The organism is Streptomyces sp. NPDC003036 (genome assembly GCF_040611175.1).
Taxonomy (GTDB): Bacteria; Actinomycetota; Actinomycetes; order Streptomycetales; family Streptomycetaceae; genus Streptomyces.
The window spans coordinates 122,460-142,197 of the sequence record NZ_JBEXNO010000017.1 but is presented as its reverse complement, the minus strand read 5'-3'; the positions used below and the strand labels follow the sequence as shown (position 1 = coordinate 142,197).

The 19,738-nt window shown below is 75.0% G+C and carries 15 protein-coding genes; 6 read left to right on the top strand and 9 right to left on the bottom strand.

The annotated features are described in order from the left end of the window. Nucleotides 1-125 precede the first annotated feature (125 nt). The 4 genes from ABZX67_RS15385 to ABZX67_RS15370 all read left to right on the top strand — a co-directional run bounded on the left by ABZX67_RS15385 (nucleotide 126) and on the right by ABZX67_RS15370 (nucleotide 6,818). Nucleotides 126-2,834: a SpoIIE family protein phosphatase gene (locus ABZX67_RS15385; RefSeq protein ID WP_355359653.1), complete on the top strand. Its 2,709-nt coding sequence runs from the start codon at nucleotides 126-128 to the stop codon at nucleotides 2,832-2,834. A 59-nt stretch (nucleotides 2,835-2,893) separates the two neighbouring features. Next, the gene (locus ABZX67_RS15380; RefSeq protein ID WP_355359650.1) at nucleotides 2,894-5,314 is read left to right on the top strand and encodes a SpoIIE family protein phosphatase; all 2,421 of its coding nucleotides are present in this window, start codon (nucleotides 2,894-2,896) and stop codon (nucleotides 5,312-5,314) included. A 72-nt stretch (nucleotides 5,315-5,386) separates the two neighbouring features. Next, a complete protein-coding gene (locus ABZX67_RS15375) occupies nucleotides 5,387-5,725 on the top strand; it encodes a DUF3140 domain-containing protein (RefSeq protein ID WP_355359647.1) in 339 nt (112 codons plus the stop codon). A 61-nt stretch (nucleotides 5,726-5,786) separates the two neighbouring features. Beyond that, nucleotides 5,787-6,818, top strand: coding sequence for a DNA topoisomerase IB (locus ABZX67_RS15370; RefSeq protein WP_355359644.1), 1,032 nt, complete (start codon nucleotides 5,787-5,789; stop codon nucleotides 6,816-6,818). A gap of 8 nt (nucleotides 6,819-6,826) precedes the next feature. On the opposite strand, the gene ABZX67_RS15365 is transcribed toward ABZX67_RS15370, so the two are convergent. Continuing rightward, nucleotides 6,827-7,555: an SDR family oxidoreductase gene (locus ABZX67_RS15365; protein WP_355359641.1), complete on the bottom strand. Its 729-nt coding sequence runs from the start codon at nucleotides 7,553-7,555 to the stop codon at nucleotides 6,827-6,829. 334 nt (nucleotides 7,556-7,889) lie between these two features. Between ABZX67_RS15365 and ABZX67_RS15360 the strand changes: the two genes are divergently transcribed. Beyond that, nucleotides 7,890-9,200, top strand: coding sequence for an MFS transporter (locus ABZX67_RS15360; RefSeq protein ID WP_355359638.1), 1,311 nt, complete (start codon nucleotides 7,890-7,892; stop codon nucleotides 9,198-9,200). A 17-nt stretch (nucleotides 9,201-9,217) separates the two neighbouring features. On the opposite strand, the gene ABZX67_RS15355 is transcribed toward ABZX67_RS15360, so the two are convergent. Then, a complete protein-coding gene (locus ABZX67_RS15355; RefSeq protein ID WP_355359635.1) occupies nucleotides 9,218-10,456 on the bottom strand; it encodes a serine hydrolase domain-containing protein in 1,239 nt (412 codons plus the stop codon). Nucleotides 10,457-10,629: 173 nt separating this feature from the next. Between ABZX67_RS15355 and ABZX67_RS15350 the strand changes: the two genes are divergently transcribed. Next, nucleotides 10,630-11,325 carry a TetR/AcrR family transcriptional regulator gene (locus ABZX67_RS15350; RefSeq protein ID WP_355359632.1) on the top strand — a complete coding sequence of 232 codons (696 nt, stop codon included), beginning with the start codon at nucleotides 10,630-10,632 and terminating at the stop codon, nucleotides 11,323-11,325. Between the two features lies 1 nt (nucleotide 11,326). Here the strand turns inward: ABZX67_RS15350 and rfaE2 are convergent, their stop codons facing one another. From rfaE2 to ABZX67_RS15315, 7 genes are all read right to left on the bottom strand, one after another. Further along, a complete protein-coding gene (gene rfaE2 / locus ABZX67_RS15345; protein ID WP_355359629.1) occupies nucleotides 11,327-12,727 on the bottom strand; it encodes a D-glycero-beta-D-manno-heptose 1-phosphate adenylyltransferase in 1,401 nt (466 codons plus the stop codon). Between the two features lie 5 nt (nucleotides 12,728-12,732). Continuing rightward, a complete protein-coding gene (locus ABZX67_RS15340; protein ID WP_355359626.1) occupies nucleotides 12,733-13,386 on the bottom strand; it encodes an SIS domain-containing protein in 654 nt (217 codons plus the stop codon). An 85-nt stretch (nucleotides 13,387-13,471) separates the two neighbouring features. After that, nucleotides 13,472-14,755: a glycosyltransferase gene (locus tag ABZX67_RS15335; RefSeq protein ID WP_355359623.1), complete on the bottom strand. Its 1,284-nt coding sequence runs from the start codon at nucleotides 14,753-14,755 to the stop codon at nucleotides 13,472-13,474. Next, a complete protein-coding gene (locus tag ABZX67_RS15330) occupies nucleotides 14,752-15,717 on the bottom strand; it encodes a glycosyltransferase (RefSeq protein WP_355359620.1) in 966 nt (321 codons plus the stop codon). Before ABZX67_RS15330 ends, ABZX67_RS15335 begins: the two co-directional genes overlap by 4 nt. Before the next feature lie 15 nt (nucleotides 15,718-15,732). After that, nucleotides 15,733-17,400, bottom strand: coding sequence for a carbamoyltransferase C-terminal domain-containing protein (locus ABZX67_RS15325; protein WP_355359617.1), 1,668 nt, complete (start codon nucleotides 17,398-17,400; stop codon nucleotides 15,733-15,735). A 62-nt stretch (nucleotides 17,401-17,462) separates the two neighbouring features. After that, nucleotides 17,463-18,431 (bottom strand): NAD-dependent epimerase/dehydratase family protein, encoded by a 969-nt coding sequence (locus tag ABZX67_RS15320; protein ID WP_355359614.1) that lies wholly within the window; start codon nucleotides 18,429-18,431, stop codon nucleotides 17,463-17,465. 190 nt (nucleotides 18,432-18,621) lie between these two features. Beyond that, nucleotides 18,622-19,716 carry a glutamate--cysteine ligase gene (locus ABZX67_RS15315; RefSeq protein ID WP_355359611.1) on the bottom strand — a complete coding sequence of 365 codons (1,095 nt, stop codon included), beginning with the start codon at nucleotides 19,714-19,716 and terminating at the stop codon, nucleotides 18,622-18,624. Nucleotides 19,717-19,738: the final 22 nt, after the last annotated feature.

Sequence of the window (19,738 nt, the reverse complement as noted above, 5' to 3'; positions counted from 1 at the left end):
CCCCGGTGGGGCGGGCGGGGGCGGGGGGGGGGCGGGGGGGGGGGGCCCGGGGGGCCCCCGGGTCGGGGGGGGGGCCGCGGCGCCGCGGCCCCGCGGGCCGGATCCCGCTGAGAGGTGGGACGACGATGGCAGACGGCCCGCACGGCGAGCCCCGCTCCCGGCTCCGGCCCGACGGGGAAGCCCCCGCCCCGGCCCCGCCGGACGCCCCGCCCCGGCTGGACGCCCCGGCGACCGAGGGGCCGGCTCCGCGCGCCGCGAGGCGCCCGGCCGGCGGCGGCTCCGACGGCGGCCGCGCCCAGGAGGGCGGCGGCGGGCAGGCGGCCACCGGGCGGGCCGTCGACGAGCTGTCCCTGGTGCTCGCGCAGGCCGCCGTCCGGGCCGTCGAGGCCGCCGGCGCGTACGCCGGCGGCGTCTACCTGCGCTCCCGGACGGCCGGACTGCTGCGGCTCGCGGTGCTCTGCGGGCTGCCGGGGCGGCTCTTCCGGCCCTGGTGGCGCATGCACGTGAACCGGCCCTTCCCCATCGCCGAGGCCCACCGCTCCGGCCGGACCGTCACCCTCGCCGACGCCGAGGACGCCATGCGCCGCTTTCCGCAGCTCATGGCGGGGATGCCGTTCCCCTTCGGCTCGCTGTACGCGCCCGTCACCGCCGACGGCGAGAAGTTCGGCGTGCTGGTGGCGCTGCGCCCCGCCACGCCGGGGCGACCCGTCGACGCGGCCGACCGCCACCGGACCGAGGACGTCGCACGGCGGCTCGGCGCCCGCCTCGCCGACCTCACCCGGCGGGGCGCCGAGACCCTCTGGGACCACGAGCCCGTCTGCGTACAGCTGCCCGCGGCCGCCACGGCATCGGCGCCGGTGCGCGTCGGCCGGCTCGACTGGGACATCGGCAGCGGAGCCGTCACGGCCGACGCGGCGCTGAGCGCCATGCTGGGCGGCGACGGGCCCGACGGCTTCCCCGCCACCATCGAGGCCCTGGCGGGGCGGCTGTCGCCGGAGGACGCGTACGGACTGTGGGCGCTCGCCGGGCAGGTGGCGGAGGCCGCGGAGGCGGGGGAGCGGGAACGGTCGGCGACCCGCGGCATCTGGCTGCGCGGCCCCGACGGACGGCCCTGCCTCCTGGAGCTGACCGCACGCCGTGGCCCGGCGGGCCGCCGCCTTACCGGCACCCTGGTCGACACCGGCGCCGGGCCGCTCGCCGCCGCCGCGGCCGACCGGCTGCCCCGGGGCATGCTCGCCGTCGACCGGCTCGGCCGCGTCACGTCCGTCAGCCGCACCGCCGAGACCCTCCTCGGCCTGGAGAGCGGCCGGCTGGTCGGACGCGTCCTGTGGGAGGCGGTGGCGTGGCTGGGGCAGCCCGCGCACGAGGACCACTTCCGGGCCGCACTCCTGTCCGACGAGCCCGTGCACTTCATGGCCCACCGCGCCCCGGACAGCTGGCTGTCGGTCTCCCTCCACCCCGCGTACGACGGACTGACGATCACCCTCACCGCCGAGGAGCAGCCCGTGTACACACCGGGCTCCGTCACCGCGCCGGGCGCCGGTCTGGGCGCGGGCCTGAGCGGCGGAGCGGGCGGGGCGCTGGCCGCCGGGCTCGGCTCGCCGGCCGACCGGGCCTCGGTGCTCTACCGCCCCGTCGCCCTCGCCATCGCGCTCACCGAGGCCGTCACCATCCGCCAGGTCTCCGCCGTGGTGACCGAGGAGCTGCTGCCCGCCTTCGGCGGCCGCCAGCTCGCCATCTACCTCCTCGGCGAGCGCCACCTCCACCTCGCCTGGGAGACCGGCTTCCCGCAGGGCTTCCTCGACCGGTTCGACGGCGTCGGCCTCGACGCCCGGCTGCCCGGCGTGGAGACCCTCACCTCCGGGCGGCCCCTCTTCTTCGAGTCCATGCAGCGCCTGGCCCACGCCTACCCCGGCATCCCCCTCGACGCACACGTCGGCGCCCGCGCCTTCCTGCCGCTGATCGCCTCCGGCCGCCCCATCGGCTCCTGCATCCTCGGCTTCGACCAGCCCCGCGGCTTCAGCCCCGAGGAGCGCACGGTCCTCACCGCCCTCGCGGGCCTCATCGCCCAGGCCCTGAAGCGGGCCCAGCGCTACGACTCCGAGGCGACCCTCGCCCGCGGCCTCCAAAGCGCCCTGCTGCCGCACCGCCTGCCGCGGCTGCGGAACGTCGAGACCACCGCCCGCTACCTGCCCGGCACCCAGGGCATGGAGGTCGGCGGCGACTGGTACGACGTCACCGAGACCGGCCGGAGCGTCGCGCTCGTCATCGGCGACGTCCAGGGCCACGGCGTCGCCGCCGCCGCCACCATGGGCCAGCTGCGCAGCGCCGTGCGCGCCTTCGCGCTCAGCGGCCACGACCCGCAGGAGATCATGAGCGGCACCAACCGGCTCCTCATCGACCTCGACCCCGGCCAGTTCGCCACCTGCTGCTACGTCGACCTCGACCCGGCGACCGGCGCCGCCCGCGCCGTACGGGCCGGGCACCCGCAGCCGCTGCTGCGCCACCCCGACGGCCGGGTCGAGGTCCTCGACCTGCCCGGCGGCGTCGTCCTGGGCGTCGACCCGGAGGCCACGTACCCGGTCACCGAGCTGCACCTGCCCCCGGGAGCGGTCCTCGCACTCTTCACCGACGGGCTGGTGGAGCAGCCAGGCACCGACATCGACCTCGGCATCGAACGGCTCTGCGGCGCCCTCGCCTCGGCCTCCACCGGCTCCCTCGCCGACGTGGCGGACCGGCTCGTCCGCGAGGCCACGACGGCCGTCGACCGCCCCGACGACATCGCCCTCCTCCTCGCCTCCCGGCCCGCGCCGGCCGAGCCCCGTGTGGAGTGAGCGCGGTTGTGCGCTCCCCGGGCCCGGGCGAGCATGAGGAGACGACGAAGGCAGGTGCCATGAGCGCGGTGAACGCAGCCGAGGGTGCCGACTTCCGGGGCCCCCTCGACGTCACGAGAGCGGCGACCGCCGTCCTGGACGCCGACGGCACGGTCGTCGGCTGGAGCCCGGCGGCCCAGGCGCTGCTGGGCCACCCGGCCCGGGAAGCGGTGGGCCGTCCCATCGGCACCTTCGTCGTGGACCGCGCCGGGGCCTACCGGATGGCCGCGCGGCTGCCCGGCGCCTCCGAGGCGCGCCGCCAGATCCTGCACATGCGCCACGTCGATGGCCGCATCATCCGGGTGACCACCGCGACCCTCCCGCTGTTCCACACCGCCGAGGGCCCGGGCGCCGACACCGGCCCCGCCCGGCTCCTCGCGCTGGCCGACGCCGACGAGACCGAGCACTGGGAGGCCCTGCAGTCGATGCTGCGCGGCCTCGCCACCCAGTCGCCCGTCGGCCTCGCCATCTACGACACCGACCTCAGAGTCGTCTGGACGAACCACGCCCTGTTCGAGGAAATGGGAACGGCCCAGTACGCGGGTCTGCGCCCCGACGAGATGGTCGCCGACGGCGAGATCCTGTCCCTCGGCTACCCGCCCACGCTGGAGGAGACCATGCGGCGGGTCCTCGGCACCGGCGAGCCCGTCATCGAACTCCACTACCGCGGCCGCCCGCCCGTCGACCCCCTCCACGACCACGTGTGGTCGTGCTCGTACTACCGCCTCCAGGACGCGACCGGCTCCACCCTCGGGGTGTGCGAGGAGACCGTCGACATCACCGACAGGTACCTCGCCCAGCAGCGCCTCGACCTGCTCGTACGGGCCGGGGGCCGCGTCGGCACCACCCTCGACATGGTCCACACGGCGCAGGAGCTGTCCGCGGTGACCGTCCCGCAGTTCGCCGACGCCGTCACCGTCGACCTCCTCGACGCCGTCCTCGAAGGCGACCACCCCACCCCCGGCACCGCGCCCGCCCGGCGGGTCGTACGCGTCTGGGGCGGCCCCGTCGACGGCACGCCCCCGCCCGGGCCCGGCGCACGCCACCCGGTCGACTATCCGCCCGACTCGCCCCAGGCGCGCTGCCTGGCCACCGGCCGCCCCGTCCTCGAGACCCCGCCGGACGCGGACCCCGCCGCCTCGCGGCTCGTCGTACCGCTGCGCACCGAGGGCGTCCCCCTCGGCGTCGTCACCTTCACCCGGGACCGCCACCCCGACCCGTTCGGCGCGGCCGACCTGCCCGTCGCCGACGAACTCGTCGCCCGCGCCGCCGTCTGCATCGACAACGCCCGCCGCTACACCCGCGAGCACACCGCCGCGCTCATGCTCCAGCGCAGCTTGCTGCCCCGCAGCCTGCCGAGGCTCAGCGGGGTGGAGCTGGCCTACCGCTACCTGCCCGCCGACATCAAGGCGGGTGTCGGCGGCGACTGGTTCGACGTCATCTCCCTCTCCGGCAAGCGCGTCGGGCTCGTCGTCGGCGACGTCGTCGGCCACGGGCTGCGCGCCGCCGCCACCATGGGCCGGCTGCGCACCAGCGTCCGCGTCCTCGCCCAGCTGGACCTCCCGCCCGACGAGCTCCTCACCCGGTTGGACGATCTCATCACCCAGAGCGCCCACGAGCAGATGGCCGTCCCGCACGGCCGCGAGGAGGCGCCCGACGACGCCGCCCTCGGCGTCACCTGCCTGTACGCCGTCTACGACCCGGTCACCGGACGGTGCAGCATGGCCCGCGCCGGCCACCCGCTGCCCGCGCTCGTCGACCCCGCCACCGGCGCCGTCACCTACCCCGACCTGCCCGCCGGACCGCCCCTCGGACTCGGCGGGCTGCCCTTCGAGGGCGCGGACCTCACCCTGCCCGAAGGCAGCCTCCTCGCCCTCTTCACCGACGGCCTCGTCCAGGGCCGCGACCGGGACCGCGACACCGAGCTCGGCGCCCTGCGCACCGTCCTCGCCGACCACCGCCGCCCCCTGGAGGACCTGTGCGACCGGGCCGTCGCCACCCTGCTGCCCGGCCCCGTCGACGACGACGCCGCCCTCCTCCTCGTACGCACCCACCTCCTCGACACCCACCAGGTCGCCACCTGGGAGCTGTCCGACAGCCCCGAGATGGTGGGCCGCGCCCGCACCCTGGCCACCGGCCAGCTCGGGGCCTGGGGATACGACGGCGACGTGGCCTTCACCACCGAGCTGGTGGTCAGCGAACTCGTCACCAACGCCATCCGGTACGCCGCCGGGCCGGTCCAGCTGCGTCTCATCCGCGACCGCACCCTCATCTGCGAGGTGTCCGACACCGGCCACACCTCGCCCCATCTGCGCCGCGCCGGCAGCGAGGACGAGGGCGGCCGCGGCCTGTTCCTCGTCGCCCAGATGAGCCAGCAGTGGGGCACCCGGTACACCTCCACCGGCAAGACGATCTGGGCCGAGCAGACCCTCCCGCCATGACGTTTGTCTCCGGTCGGCGCCGGAAACCCGGGAGTGGTCCGCACCGTCGGGGAGAACGTCGGGAGGTACGTCATGGCAGCGTCCGAACAGATCAGCGCGGAACTGTGGGACGAGTTCCACACCGTCGTCAACATGACCTCACGCGAGCTGCAGGAGTGGCTGAACGTCGAATCGGCCGGCGAGGAGACCGAAGTCGTGCCCGACCAGTCGGGGAAGGCCATGGGCCGCCGGGTCCTGCAGATCCTCGGCAAGCGGCGCACGGACCTCACCGAGGACGATGTCGAGGTCATGCGACGGGTCTGCGAGATCGTCGGCTCCCAGCGCGGCCCGGACATGGAGCCCACCGCCGGCGGCGAGGGATGGCGCCACGGCCTGATGGACATCGGACACGACCCGCTGAAGCCCGTGTAGGACCCGCCCCGCCCCACACCGGACCGGCGCCCGACCTCCAGCGGCGTCCGAGGAGGTGCCCTTGCGTCTCCACCACAGCCGTCCCACCGACCCCGGATACACCCGCGTCCGCCACGGGCGCGGTTTCCGCTACCTCGACCCCCACGGCGCCCCGCTGCGCGACCCCGCCGAACTGGCCCGCATCAAGGCGCTCGTCATCCCGCCCGCTTGGCGGGACGTGTGGATCTGCACCCGGCCCAACGGCCACCTCCAGGCCGTCGGCACCGACGCCGCGGGCCGCCGCCAGTACCTGTACCACCCGCAGTTCCGTGCCGAGCAGGAGCAGGCCAAACACGACCACGTCCTCGACGTGGCCGAGGCCCTTCCCGCCGTACGGGAGGCCGTCGAAGGCCACCTGGCCGACCGCGGGCTCACCCGGCAGCGGGTCCTCGCCACCGCCGTACGCCTGCTCGACCTCGGCTTCTTCCGCATCGGCAGCGACCGCTACACCGAGCTGAACAACAGCTTCGGCCTGACCACCCTGCTGCGCGAGCACTCCCGCTGCCAGAGCGGCGCGGTCGTCTTCACCTACCCCGGCAAGCACGGCCGCGAGCTCATCCAGACCGTCGCCGACCCCGCCACTTGCCGCAGCCTCACCGCCCTGATGCGCCGGCGCGGCGGCGGCGACCGGCTCTTCGCCTACTGGGAGCGCCCCGCCTGGCGGGATGTGACCGGCGCCGACGTCAACGCGTACCTGAGGGAACTCGCCGGGCTGGAGATCACCGCCAAGGACTTCCGGACCTGGCACGCCACCGTCATGGCCGCCATCGCGCTCGCCGTCTCGCAGTCCGTCGCCCGCAGCGAGACCGCCCGCCGCCGCGCCATCGCCCGCGCCGCGCGCGAGGTGTCCGCGTACCTCGGCAACACCCCCGCCGTCTGCCGCGCCTCCTACATCAATCCGCGCGTGATCGAGCTGTACGAGGAGGGCGTCACCGTCGCCGCCGCGCTGCCGCACCTCGGCGACGAGACCACGTACGGCATCCCCGCGACGCAAGGCCCCGCCGAGCGGGCCGTCCTGCACATGCTCAGGACGGGGCAGCCGCCGCCTGCCTGATCACGGCCTCACGGCCAGGACGGCTCCTTGCGCGGCACCACCACCAGCTCCGACACGGCACTGGTCTCCGGCACCGACAGCGCGTACAGCACCGTGTCCGCCACGATGTCCGGGCTCTGCAGCAGCGAGACGTCCGCGTCCGGGAAGCGCTCCAGGATGAACTGCGTCTCCATGCCGCCCGCGATGATCCCGGTGACGCCGATGCCCGGGCAGTCCCGCTGGGCCTCCTTGAAGAGCGTGTGCGTGAACGCCCGCAGGCCCGTCTTCGCCGCCGAGTACGGGCCCGCCTCCGTCCAGGTTCGGTTCGACGCCGTCGACAGGATGTTGACGATGTGGCCGCCGCCCCGGGCCACCATGCGGCGGTAGGTCTCCAGGCACAGGTACATCGGCCCCAGCAGGTTGGTGGTGACCACCCGGGTCACCTCCTCGGCCGTCAGGTGCTCGATCGGCTTGGAGACGTCCACGGCGGCGTTGTTCACCAGCACGTCCACCCGACCGCCGTCCGCCTCCAGCTCCGCGAAGACCTCCGCGACCGCTCCGGCGTCCCGTACGTCCAGCTCCACGAACCGGGCGGCGCCCTCCAGCTCCTCGCAGAGCTCCCGGGCCTGCTCCTTGCGGACGTCCGCGATCAGCACGGACGCGCCCGCCCCGGCCAGCTTCCGCGTGATCGCGGCACCCAGCCCCCGCGCGCCGCCGGTCACCAGCGCCTGCTTGCCCCGAAGGTCGACCCTGCCCATGCCACTGCCTCCTCCTGCCGAGTCCTGCTGCCCCCACTGTGGCCTGCGCCACTACGCTCGGCATGCCGGACGGTCACTGTGAGCAAGCACACCAGAAGTGCCGTACGCCCAGGTCAGGGCCGGTATCAGCGCTTCCGGGCCCGTCGGCGGGGCCGCCGGGCCCCCTGACGGCGGGGGCACTTCTGCCACCATGGTCAACGCTGTGGAACAGCCTCTGACGAGGTGTGCAGCAGCAGACAGATCCGGTGGACCGGCCGTGCAGAGCAGCACGCGTCGTTCTCTTCCGCCGATTCCGCCATCCGAGTCCACCGGCTCGTCACCGAGTAGCCCTCCTGTGCCTTCTTCCTCCGCGCCTGCCCCTGCCTCCGCTCCCGCCGACCGTTCCCCGTGGCGTTCGCTCACGTACCGCAGCATGCGCTGGTGGTCCGTGGCGAACTTCGTCTCGAACGCCGGGACGTGGATGCAGCTCACCGTCCAGAACCTGCTGGTCCTCCAGATCACCGGCTCCGCCGCCGCGACGGGCCTGTCCCTCTCGGTCCAGGCCGCGCCCGGCCTGCTCATGAGCCTCGCGGGCGGCGCCGCCGTCGACCGCTGGCCCAGGAAGCTGACCGCGGCCGTCAGCCAGGGGCTGCTGGGCGCGGTCGCCTTCGTGACGGCGTTCCTCGTCGCGTTCGACCAGCTCAACGTGGGCATCCTCATGGCGCTGGCCGCCGTGACCGGCCTCATCGCCACCGTCGACGGCCCCGCCTGCTCACTCCTCGGCAACGACCTCGTCCGCCCCGAGGACGTCCCCTCGGCGATCGGCGTCGGCTCCCTCGTCCACAACGCGGGCCGCCTCGCGGGCGCGGGCCTCGCGGGTCTCGCCGTCGGCGTCTTCGGCACGGCCGCCGCGTACGCCGCGAACGGCGTGTCCTTCCTCTTCGTCGCCGCGGTCATCCCCTTCCTGCGGCCGATCACGACCACGTCCCCCGTCGCGCCGGCCGTCCGCGAGCAGCGCGACGCCATGACGGCACGCGAGGGACTCGCCTTCTTCGCGCGCCGCCCGCGGCTGGTCGCCCTCGCGGGCATCAGCGGCATCAGCGCGATCTTCGGCCGCAACTACGGCCTCACCCTGGCCGTCCTGGTCACCGGCCCGCTCGCCGGCGGCGCCGGGGCCTTCGGCACGGTCTCCACCGTCCTCGCCGTCGGCGGCATCGTCGGCGCGGTCCTCGGCGCGCGCCTGCGCAAGCCGTCGGTCCGCCTCGTCGGCCTGCTCGCCGCCGCCGGCGCCCTGCTCCAGGTCGTGGCCGGACTCTCGCCCTCCCTCGCCGTCCTCCTGGTGCTGGTCCTGCCGATGGCCGTCGTCGAGTCGATCTCCGACACCGCCGGCACGACGGTCCTCCAGACCGACCCGCCCGCGCACATGCGGGGCCGCGTGCTCGGCGTCTGGAACAGCATCCGCACCGTGTGGTCCCTCCTCGCCCCGCCGGCGCTGGGCCTCCTCATGGAGCTCGCCGGCGCCCGCGGCGCCCTGGTGACGGGCGGCCTCCTGATCGCGGGCGCGATCGGGGCGGGCTACGTCCTGCACCGGCGCCGCACTCCGACGCCGGTGCTGGTCCGCACGGAAACCCTCACGGAGCGCCCGGCCCTCGGCACGGCGGCGTAAGGCCCGGCCGGGGCACGTCAGTCACCGCATGTCGCCCGCTCGTACAGCCTCTCCAGTGCGGTGTCGATGGGGTGGGGCCGCGGCTTCCCCGGGGAGGCCGGCCGGCTCCACCTCGCGAGGTTGACCGCGACGGACATCTGGCGCCGGCCGTCGGCGCGGGTCAGGGAGATCGTTCCGGCGCCCCAGGCGCTGCCGTCGTGGCCCCAGAAGGTGCCGCAGCCCGGGATGTCGACCCGGTGCAGGCCGAGGCCGTACTCGATCGTGGATCCGTCCAGGGCGATGACCGGGACCGTGCGCTGCATCTGGGCCAGGGACGCACGGCTGACGATCCCGCCGTCGAGCAGCCTGCCGTAGAAGCGGTTGAGGTCCTCCATGGTCGACACCAGGGCGGCGCCGGTGCCCACCCAGGACATGTTGTAGACGCTGTAGTCGCGCGGCGGGTCCAGCGCTCCCCACAGCGCTTCGTACATCCGCGGGTGAGGTCCCTTGATGCGCGGCCCGGTGGGGAACCCGGTGTGCCGCAGCCCGGCACGCTCGATGACGTTGCGGGTGATGTACTCCTCGGCCGGGGTGCCGGTCACCTTCTCCAGGAGCCGTCCCAGGAGGAGGTAGTTGGTGTTGGAGTACACCCCCGGGGAAGCTCCGGGTTCGCCGGCGGGAGGTGCCGCGAGGCCCAGCTCGATCAGCTCGTCCGGGTGGAACTGACGGTACCGGTTGTCGTCCAGGCTCTTGGGCGAGACGTCCTGCCCCTGGGGGTACCCCTGGAGGGACGGGAACGCGGAGAGGATGTAGTCCGGGATGCCGCTGGTGTGGTTGAGCAGCATCCGGACCGTGATCGTGCGGCCGCGCTCTCCCGGCACCAGCCGCGGCAGATAGCCGCCGATCGGCGCGTCGAGCTCGATGCGGCCCCGCTCCACCTGCTGCATGACCGCCGCGGCGGTGAAGGTCTTGGTGATGCTGCCGACGCGCTGGCGCATCTCTGGCCTGACGGGGCGGCCGGTCCCGGTATCGGCGACCCCGGAAGCGCCCTGCCACGTGTGGCCGGCGTCGCGTACCTCCGCGAACACCCCCGGTATCCCCGCGCGGTGGACGTCGTCCGCGGCGGCCTGGAGCTCCGCGGGGTCGAAGCCGGTCGCCGGGCTCGTCCCGCCGGGCGGCGCGGCGGTCGTGGCGGCGGGCACGGGAGCCGCCGCCACCGTGCTCGCGCACAGACCGAGCGCGGCCATGCCCGCGCACAACAGCAAGGGGATTCTCACGGCGTACGTCCTCTCACGATCCAGGGCGCCCTGACTTTCGGAACGCGTTCCGAAAATAGCAGTGCGGCGGCCGTCCGGGAACGCGAAAGGCCGAATCCGTTCCACCCGTTGAGCCGTCGTCGAGCCGTCACCCCGTTTCGCGGTGCGGGAGCACGGGACGGCATGATGGGGCGATGCCCCGACCCCCCGCCCGGCACGGCCGCACCGGCCGCCCGCCCGTGACCTCCCGCGCGCAGATCCTGGCCGCGGCCCGTGAGCTCATCGACCGGGACGGCTGGGAGAAGCTCACCGTCCGCCGACTGGCCGCCGAGCTGGGCATCGGGGCGACGACCCTCTACCACCACATCCGGGACAAGGAGGACCTGCTGGTCCTCCTGCTCAGCCAGCACGTCGCCCAGGCCGAACGCCCGGAACTGCCCAGCGCGCCCAAGGACCGCATCGTCGCCGCCGCCACCGCGATGCACGACGCCCTGGCCGCCTGGCCCTGGGCCGCGGAGGTCCTCACCTCCGACGGTTTCGTGGGCCTCCTCGACCCCTCGGCGCTCTGGATGGTCGAAGCCATCGTGGCCGGGGCCGAGGACTGCGGTCGCACGCCCGAGGAAGCCGTGCACGTCTTCCGCACCATCTGGTACTACACCGTCGGCGAGGTCCTCGTCCGTGCCCGCTCCCCACGCCGAAGGGGGGACGACGAGCGCCCTCCCTTCGGCGAGACCTTCGACCCGGCCCGGGTGCCGCACCTGGCCGCCATCGGCGACCGGTGGCCCGCGCTCGCCGCACGGGACACCTACCCCGAAGGGCTCCGCGCCCTCGTCGAGGGGCTGCTCGCACGGACACCGGCCGTACCGGCAGCCCCTCGCGACGCCGACTGACCTACCGCCCCGGGGGCCGGATGGGAGCCGCCGCTTCGGCCGCGCGACGGGCCAGCAGCGTCGTCGAACGGCCGTCGAGGTACGGCAGGACCACCGCCTGGCCGCCCCAGGTGCGGAGGGTGTCCGCCTCGGGGAGGTCCTCCGCGGAGTAGTCGCCGCCCTTGACCCAGACGTCCGGGCGGAGCCGGCCCAGCAGCTCGACGGGCGTGTCGCCGTCGAAGACCGCGACCGCGTCGACGCTGCCGAGCCCCGCGAGGACGCGGACCCGGTCCGCGAGGGGGTTCAGGGGGCGGCCGGGGCCCTTCAGGCGGCCGACGGACTCGTCGGAGTTCACGCAGACGATCAGGCAGTCGCCGATGCCGCGCGCGCTCTCCAGGAGGCCGACGTGCCCCGCGTGCAGCAGGTCGAAGCAGCCGCCCGTGGCGACGACCGTGCCGCCCTGCGCGCGGACCCGCTCGGCCAGGGCGAAGGCGTCGGTCTCGGGCACCTCGCGGCTGCGCGCGGGCGGCGGTGTCCGCCACAGCGCCGGGTTGCCCGCGCCGCCCGCCGCCACGAACGCCGCCGCCTCGGCGACCGCCTGCTGGATGGCCTCCTCGGGCAGCGCGCCGTCGGCGAGCGCCGCGGCCGTCGCGGCGGCGAAGCAGTCGCCCGCGCCGCACGCGTCGCCCTCCGCGCGGTACGGCGCCGGGACCAGCATCGGCGTACCGGTGCCCGGCCGGGTCAGCAGCACGCCGCGCTCGCCGAGGGTCACGGCGACCGTCGCCACGCGCCAGTGCTCGGCGAGCTCGGCGCCGCGCTCGGCGTAGGCGCGCAGGGAGTCGCCGTCACCGCGGCACAGGGCGCGGGTCTCGGCGGCGTTCGGCGTGACGATGCGCGCGCCGGGCACCGGCGCGTCGCCCTTGAGGTGCGGGTCCCAGACGACCGGCACCTTGGGGGCGACGGCGGCGAGGTGCTCGCGCACCGCGCTCGCGGTGTGGCGTCCGTAGTCCGCGACGAGCACGGCGTGCGCGTCGGCGAGGGTCTGGCGCACGGCGCCGTCGGGTTCGCCGGGGTCGCCGCCGCCGCGGTCGATGCGCACGAGGGGCCGGCCGCCGGCGAGCACCCGTGTCTTGACGGGCAGGGTGCCGTTCAGCGGCAGCTCCACGACGCGGACGCGGCCGCGCAGGGAGCGGCGTACGGCTTCGCTGGCGGGGTCGTCGCCGAGCGCGGTCACCAGGACCACGTCGCGGCCGCCGCGCGTGGCGAGCGCCGCCGCGAGGCCCGCGCCGCCGGGGCGGCGCTGGTCGCCGGTGACGTCCACGACCGGCGCCGGGGCGTCCGGCGCGAGCCGGCTGGCGACGCCTTCGATGTCCTCGTCGAGGAGCACGTCGCCGACGACGACGAGGGGCTTGCGTCCGCTCATGGCGGTCATGACATCCTCCGATGGGCCGCGACGGGCGCCGCCGCGCCCGCCGCCCGCGCGGGTACCCCGGAGGACACCGCCGCGTCGAAGCACTCGCACAGCAGGTGCACGGCGAGCAGATGGGCCTCCTGGACGGTGGCCGTGGAGTCGGCGTCGACGCACAGCGCCTCGTCGGCCGCCTCGGCGAGCGGGTTGGGCCGCGGCCCGGTGAGGGCCCACACCCGCAGCCCCGCCGCCCGGCCGGTGACGGCCGCCGCGATGAGGTTGGCGCTGCGGCCGGAGGTGGAGAGCAGGACCAGGACGTCGCCGGGCCGGCCGTGGGCCGCGACCTGGCGGGCGTACACCTGGTCGAAGCCGTAGTCGTTGCCGATCGCGGTCACGCTGGACGTCTCGGCGTGCAGCGAGATGGCCGAATAGGCGGGGCGCTCCTGCTGGTAGCGGCCCACCAGTTCGGCGGTGAGGTGCTGGGCCTGCGCGGCGCTGCCGCCGTTGCCCGCGGCGAGCAGCCGGCCGCCCACGGGCAGCACGGCGGCCAGCTCGCCGCCCCAGTGAGCGATCCGGTCCAGGTTCTGCCGGCGGAAGCGGCCGAGCGCGTCCTGCAGCGACTGGCAGTGGCGCTGCGCGGCCTCGAGTGCGAGAGAAGCGAGGGGATCTGTCATGGGCGTTCGGGCGTACCGCGTCCTGGCGGACGGCGGCCGGTCCCGCACCTCCTTCAAGGGGTCACGAGGGCGGAAGGGACAGGTCTCAGGCCACCTCCGTCACGGCGCCGCGCTCGGCGAGCACCGCGCCGTACACCGCCTCGGTGGCCGTCGCGACGCGCGCCCAGCCGTACCGGCTCAGCACCCGCCGCCGGCCGGCCTCGCCGCACGCGGCGCGCCGCTCGGGGTCGGCGAGCAGGTCGGCGACCGCGGCGGCCAGCGCCTCGGGGTCGCGGGGCGGGACCAGCCGCCCGGTCACCGGGTCGGCCACGGTGTCCAGCTGGCCGCCCACGGCGCTGGCGACGACCGGCCGGCCGCAGGCCATGGCCTCCAGCGGCACGATGCCGAACGGCTCGTAGTCCGCCGGGCACAGCACCACGTCGGCGCTGCGCAGCAGCGGCGGTACGTCCTCGCCGGCCACGCCGCCGGTGAAGCGGACGCGGTCGGCGACCCCGACGGCCCGGGCCAGCTCGCGCAGCCGACGTACCTCGGGGTCCTGGTCGATCAGGTGCGGCGGCGGGCCGCCGACGATGACGAGCTCCGCGTCGGGCAGCCGGCCGAGCGCCTCCACCGAGACGGCGGCGCCCTTGCGGGGCACCAGACGGCCCAGCTGGAGCAGCCGGTACCGCACGGCCGTGCTCCGCTCGGCGACCGGCCCGTCGGGGCGGAACTGGTCGGTGTCCACACCGCACGGCACGACCGCGACCTTGTCCGGGGGGATGCGCATCCGCGCCAGTTCGAGGACCTCGTCGTGGCAGGTGGCGATCACCCGGTCGGAGCCCATGCCGACCTCCCGCTCGCACGCGACGCGCTGCGGCGGGCTGGTGTCGGCGTCCTTCTGGTGGCGCCGCTTCACGGTGCCGAGCGCGTGGTACGTGTGCAGCAGCGGCAGCCGCAGCCCGCGTACCGCCTGGAGGGAGGCCACGCCCGACATCCAGAAGTGCGAGTGCACCACATCGGGCGGCCGGCCTCGCCACTCGCGGGCCATGTAGCGACCGAACGCGGGCATGTAGGGCGGGAGTTCGTCCTTGGGGATCGGCTCCGGGGGGCCGACGGGAACATGGCACACCTCCACACCGGGGCGCAGCGGCACCCGGTCGGGCAGATCGGTGGCGTCGCGCCGCGTGAAGACGGTGACACGGTGGCCGCGGTCCGCGAGGGCGCCCGCCAGGCGCGCGACATGGACGTTCTGACCACCCGCGTCGACGCCGCCGAGCGCGGCGAGCGGACTGGCGTGCTCGGAGACGAGCGCGATGGACAGGGCTCCCGGCCCGGTGCCGTCCAGGGTGCCGTCGTCGCCCAGCGGTGCCGATGTCGATGCCGATGTCATGAGCGCACCTCCGTCATCACGCGCTCCCAGTCGTCCAGGAAGCGCTTGAGCCCGTACCGTTCGAGCGCCGCCTGCCGCGCCCGCGCCCCGTCCTCGGCCGCCGCCTCCGGCTCGTGCAGATAGCGGCGGGCGGCCCGCGCCAGCACCTCGGGCCGGGTGGAGAGCGTCCCGGCGCCGGGCGGCACGGCCTCGTAGGCCTCGGTGGTGGCGAGGGCCACCACCGGCATGCCCAGGTGCATGGCCTCCAGCAGGGAGAGACCCAGCGACGTCCAGCGCACCGGGTGCAGATACAGCCGGCGCTCCGCCATCGCCGCGTGCAGCTCGCGCTGCGGCAGGTCGGCGGTGCGGCACCGCTCCTCGGGCAGGCCCAGATGCGCGGCCAGCCCCTCGGCGCGCATCCCGAAGACGTCCAGCGGCGCCGCCTCGGACAGCTCCGGCAGCAGGTCCGTACCGGTGTAACGGCCGCGCCGCACCGGTTCGTTGACGACGACGGCGGCCCGCGCCACCCGGCCGGTGTACAGGTGCCCGGGGTCGACGATCCCGTGCTCGATCACCTCGGTGCGCGTCGAGCCGTTGTCCCAGAACAGCCGGTTGAAGTGGGTGACGTGGACCAGCGTCAGGTCGTCGCGGTCCGCGAAGGGGTGCCGGGTCTCCGGCACGTTCCCGTCCGGAGCGTTGTGCTCCAGGTAGACGGCGGGGACGTCGCGGCCCGGCCGCCGCCCGCCGAGCCACCGCTCGGCGAGCGCGAGCTCGTGAGGCCGCTGGAGGACCACCAGGTCCACGGGCGCCTCGCGCAGCTCCTCGGGCGTGATCTCCCGCACGGAGTCGGGCCAGGAGAAGGTACGCGCCCGGCCGAGCCCGTCCGCGTCACGGCCGGGTGTCACGGGGACCAGGTAGGTGTGGGGCCCCTGGACGAACGCCGTCGTCCAGGAACCGTGCACGTGCCACAGCAGGATGTTCATGCGGTCCTCCTCCCGTCACCGGGACGGACGCCGGGAGGCGTCGTCGGAGAAGAAGGCGCCGCGCCGGACGGCGTACGGCCCGATGGCGAGCAGGTCGACGGGGGAGGAGCCGAAGCACTCCAGCGCGTCGCGCGGATCGTCGACCATCGGTCGCCCGGCTGTGTTGAGGCTGGTGTTGACCACCACCGGCAGCCCGGTGAGCCGCTCGAACTCGCTCAGCATCCGCGCCACCAGCGGCTCCGCCTGCCGGTCCACGGTCTGGATCCGCGCCGTGCCGTCCACGTGCACCACCGCCGGGATGCGCTCGCGCCACTCGGGTGCCACGTCGTGCACGAAGAGCATGTACGGGCTCGGCAGCACGCCGTCGAAGATGTCGGCGGCCCGCTCGGCGAGCACCATCGGCGCCACCGGCCGGAACTGCTCACGCCCCTTGACGTCGTTGAGCCGCTCCAGGTTGCCCGCGTGCCCCGGATGCGCCAGCAGCGAGCGGTGGCCCAGCGCCCTCGGCCCGTACTCCGAACGCCCCTGGAACCAGGCGACGATCTGGTTGTCCGCGAGCGCCTGCGCCACGTCCTGCGCGATGTCCGCCGGCCGGTCGAACGGCACCGCGGCCGTCTTCAGCCAGGCGCCCAGCTCCGCGTCGGACCAGTCCCGGCCCAGGTCCGCGCCCGGCATCGGCGCGGGGTCGTCCCCGCCGCCCGCGGCCAGCAGCAGCGCGCCACCCAGCGCGGTGCCCGCGTCACCGGCAGCCGGCTGCACCCACACCCGGTCGAACGGGCCCTCGCGGGCTATGCGGGAGTTGGCCACGCAGTTGAGGGCCACGCCCCCGGCGAGCGTCAGCACCCGGTCGTGGGTCTGGCCGTGCAGCCAGCGCACCAGGTCCAGCAGCGTCTCCTCCAGCACGGCCTGCGCGCTGGCGGCGATGTCCGCGTGGTCCTGCGTCCACGCCTCGTCGGGCCTGCGCCGCGGGCACAGCTCCGCCCACGGCACCCCGGCCGCGTGGAACCCGCCGTCGCCGGTGGGGTACACGTACCGGCGCAGCTCGGGCAGCATCCGGGGCCTGCCGTGCGAGGCGAGCGCCATCACCTTGAACTCGTCGGAGGAGCGCAGGAAACCAAGGTGGTCGGTGAGCTCCTCGTACACCAGGCCCAGCGAGTGCGGCAGCTCCTGCGCGTACAGCGCCTCCAGCCGGTCGTGGACCCGGCGCGCCGCGAGGTGGGAGGCCCTTTCGCCGCGGCCGTCGAGGACCAGCACCGACGACATGTCGGCGCCCTCGGCGGCGAACGCGCCGGAGGCGGCGTGCGCCATGTGGTGCGGCACGAACCGCACGGCGGCCGGGTCCAGGCCCGGCAGCGCGGTCTTCAGGAAGCCGGGCGCCTCGCGGGCGTAGGTGACCCGCAGGTGGTCCCACGGGTCGTCCAGGCCCATCTCGGCGGCGGGGCGGGCGAGTTCGGGGTCGAAGGAGTACGCGACGGCGTCGAGGTCCTTCGGGCGCAGCCCGGCCCGCTCCAGACACCAGGCGGCGGCCTTCTCGGGCAGTTCCCACGCGGAGAAGGGCACCGGCCGCTTGCCGTGCTTGCGCCGGGAGAACCGCTCCTCCTCGGCGGCGGCGACGGTCCGTCCGTCGATGACCAGCGCGGCGGCGGGATCGTGGAAGAGGGCGTTGATTCCGAGAATGCGCATGGCGTCCCTGGCCTTTCGGCGAGTCGGGGTGCAGATCGGGGAGGGGGGCGGGGGTATGCCGTTCAGGCGTGGGCGACCTCCTGGGCGCGGAACCAGTCGATGGTCCGCCGCAGCCCCTCCTCGGCGCCGACGCGCGGCTCCCACTGCAGTTTGTCGCGGGCGAGCGTGATGTCCGGGCAGCGCACCGCCGGGTCGTCCGTCGGCCGCTCGATGAACCGGATCTCCGAGGCCGAGCCGGTCAACTCGATGACGAGGCAGGCCAGTTCGAGCATGGTGACCTCGGCGGGGTTGCCGATGTTCACCGGGCCGCGCAGCCCGTGGGCCGCCGCGGCGAGGATGCCGCGCACGGTGTCGTCGATGTAGCACAGGGACCGGGTCTGGCGACCGTCGCCGGTGACGGTGAGCGGCTCCCCTGCCAGCGCCTGCCGTACGAAGGTGGGCACGGCCCGCCCGTCGTGGCCGCGCATCCTCGGGCCGTAGGTGTTGAACAGCCGCACGATGCCGGTGTCCGTGCCCTGCGCCTCCGCCTGCGCGGTGGTCAGCGCCTCGGAGAACCGCTTGGCCTCGTCGTACACGCTGCGCGGCCCGACGGGGTTCACATTGCCCCAGTACCGCTCGTTCTGCGGGTGCTGCTGCGGGTCTCCGTACACCTCCGACGTGGAGGCGAGGAGGAACCGGGCACCGGCGCGGTGGGCGAGGGCCAGCGCGTGGCGGGTGCCGAGGCTGCCGGCCTCCAGCGTGTGCAGCGGGAGCCGCAGGTAGTCGGCCGGGGACGCCGGGGACGCGAAGTGGAGCACCAGGTCGGGGTCGCGCGGGACCGTGAACGGCTCGGCGACGTTCGCCTCGACCAGGGTGAAGCCCGGGCGGCCGCGCAGCTCGGCTATGTTCTCCGGCCGCCCGGTGCTGAAGTCGTCGACGCAGGTGACGGCCGCGCCCGCGTCGAGCAGGGCGGTGCACAGGTGCGAGCCGACGAAGCCCGCGCCGCCGGTGACGACGGCGTGCTCCCAGCTGCGTGAGAAAGCGGTGTTCATTCGATCTCCTCCGTACGTGCGGACCGCGGACGACGACGTACCGGTCCCCCCTGCGTCTGCGACCAGGCTCGGCCGAACGGGGGCGCGGGGCGCGGTGGTATAGGCCGTACGAGTGGTTACGGAGTGTGAAGGCGACGCCCGTACGCCGCTGAACACGGCGTTGACCAGGGCGTTTCGGCTTTCAGGCGTTTCAGGGTGCGACGGTCTCGTTGATCAGCAGCTCCGCCAGGGCGGGCAGACCGCCCTCGGCCAGCACCCGCCGCTGCTGGTCCGCCGGGGTGCCCTGCTGGAGCAGCCGGTGCACGAGCGCGGCCACCTCGCGGGTGTCACCGGCCTCCGCCAGGGCGGGCGCCAGCGTGTCGAGCAGCCGGGCGAGCACGTCACCCGCCCTTCGGGCCGTGCCCTCGGGGTCGACCAGCAGCCCGCTCAGACCGTGCCGCGCCGCGTGCCAGTTCGCGGCCTGGAGCAGCTCGGGCGCGCACTCGGGGACCGGCTCGCCCGCCTTCTCGTCCCGGATGGCCGTGGCGATCAGGGCGCGGACCAGGCCGGCGAACATCACGGCCGAGTCCACCCGCAGCTGGACGTCCGCGCAGCGCACCTCGACCGTCGGGTACTTGTCGGACAGGCGCGCCTGCCAGTACAGCTGGCCGGTGTCGGTGATGACCCCGGTGTCCAGCAGCGCGCGCACCCGCCGTTCGTGGTCGGCGAGGTCGGCGAAGCGGGGCGGCGGTCCGCCCACCTGCCAGCGGCCGAAGATCACGGTGCGCCAGCTGGCGAAGCCGGTGTCGTGCCCGTCCCACAGGGGCGAGTTGGCCGACATGGCCACCAGCACCGGCAGCCACACCCGGATCCGGTTGAGGACGGCCACGCCCATCTCCCGGTCGGGCACCGCCGCGTGCACGTGCATGCCGTTGACCAACTGCTCGGCGACGAGCTGCGGAGCCTGGGAGCGCATCGCGATGTAGCGGGCCTTCTCGGTCACCGGGACCGGCGCGGTCTCGCGGAACGGCGCGGTGCCGCAGGCCGCGATCCGGCAGCCGTTCTTCTCCGCCGCCGAGCCCAGCGCGTGCCGCAGCCGCAGCAGATGGCCGCCCACCTCGTCCAGGTCCGTACAGACCGGGGTGGCGACCTCCACCTGCGCCTGGAGCAGCTCGGACTGCACCTCCTGGTCGTCCAGGATCGGCTCCAGGCCGGCCGCCGCCCGCACCTGCTCCGCACGGGGCACCGGCAGGCAGGTGACCGGATCGACCAGCAGGTACTCCTCCTCGACCCCAATGGTGATCACGGAGCGCCGGGTACCCCCCTGC

What these genes read in the sequence shown, in the direction of transcription:
- ABZX67_RS15385 (WP_355359653.1), top strand. Translation starts at nt 126, where the DNA reads ATGGCAGACGGCCCGCACGGCGAGCCCCGCTCCCGGCTCCGGCCCGAC.
- ABZX67_RS15365 (WP_355359641.1), bottom strand. Translation starts at nt 7,555, where the DNA reads ATGGGCAGGGTCGACCTTCGGGGCAAGCAGGCGCTGGTGACCGGCGGC.
- ABZX67_RS15375 (WP_355359647.1), top strand. Translation starts at nt 5,387, where the DNA reads ATGGCAGCGTCCGAACAGATCAGCGCGGAACTGTGGGACGAGTTCCAC.
- ABZX67_RS15330 (WP_355359620.1), bottom strand. Translation starts at nt 15,717, where the DNA reads ATGAACATCCTGCTGTGGCACGTGCACGGTTCCTGGACGACGGCGTTC.
- rfaE2 (WP_355359629.1), bottom strand. Translation starts at nt 12,727, where the DNA reads ATGAGCGGACGCAAGCCCCTCGTCGTCGTCGGCGACGTGCTCCTCGAC.
- ABZX67_RS15325 (WP_355359617.1), bottom strand. Translation starts at nt 17,400, where the DNA reads ATGCGCATTCTCGGAATCAACGCCCTCTTCCACGATCCCGCCGCCGCG.
- ABZX67_RS15335 (WP_355359623.1), bottom strand. Translation starts at nt 14,755, where the DNA reads ATGACATCGGCATCGACATCGGCACCGCTGGGCGACGACGGCACCCTG.
- ABZX67_RS15350 (WP_355359632.1), top strand. Translation starts at nt 10,630, where the DNA reads ATGCCCCGACCCCCCGCCCGGCACGGCCGCACCGGCCGCCCGCCCGTG.
- ABZX67_RS15340 (WP_355359626.1), bottom strand. Translation starts at nt 13,386, where the DNA reads ATGACAGATCCCCTCGCTTCTCTCGCACTCGAGGCCGCGCAGCGCCAC.
- ABZX67_RS15380 (WP_355359650.1), top strand. Translation starts at nt 2,894, where the DNA reads ATGAGCGCGGTGAACGCAGCCGAGGGTGCCGACTTCCGGGGCCCCCTC.
- ABZX67_RS15320 (WP_355359614.1), bottom strand. Translation starts at nt 18,431, where the DNA reads ATGAACACCGCTTTCTCACGCAGCTGGGAGCACGCCGTCGTCACCGGC.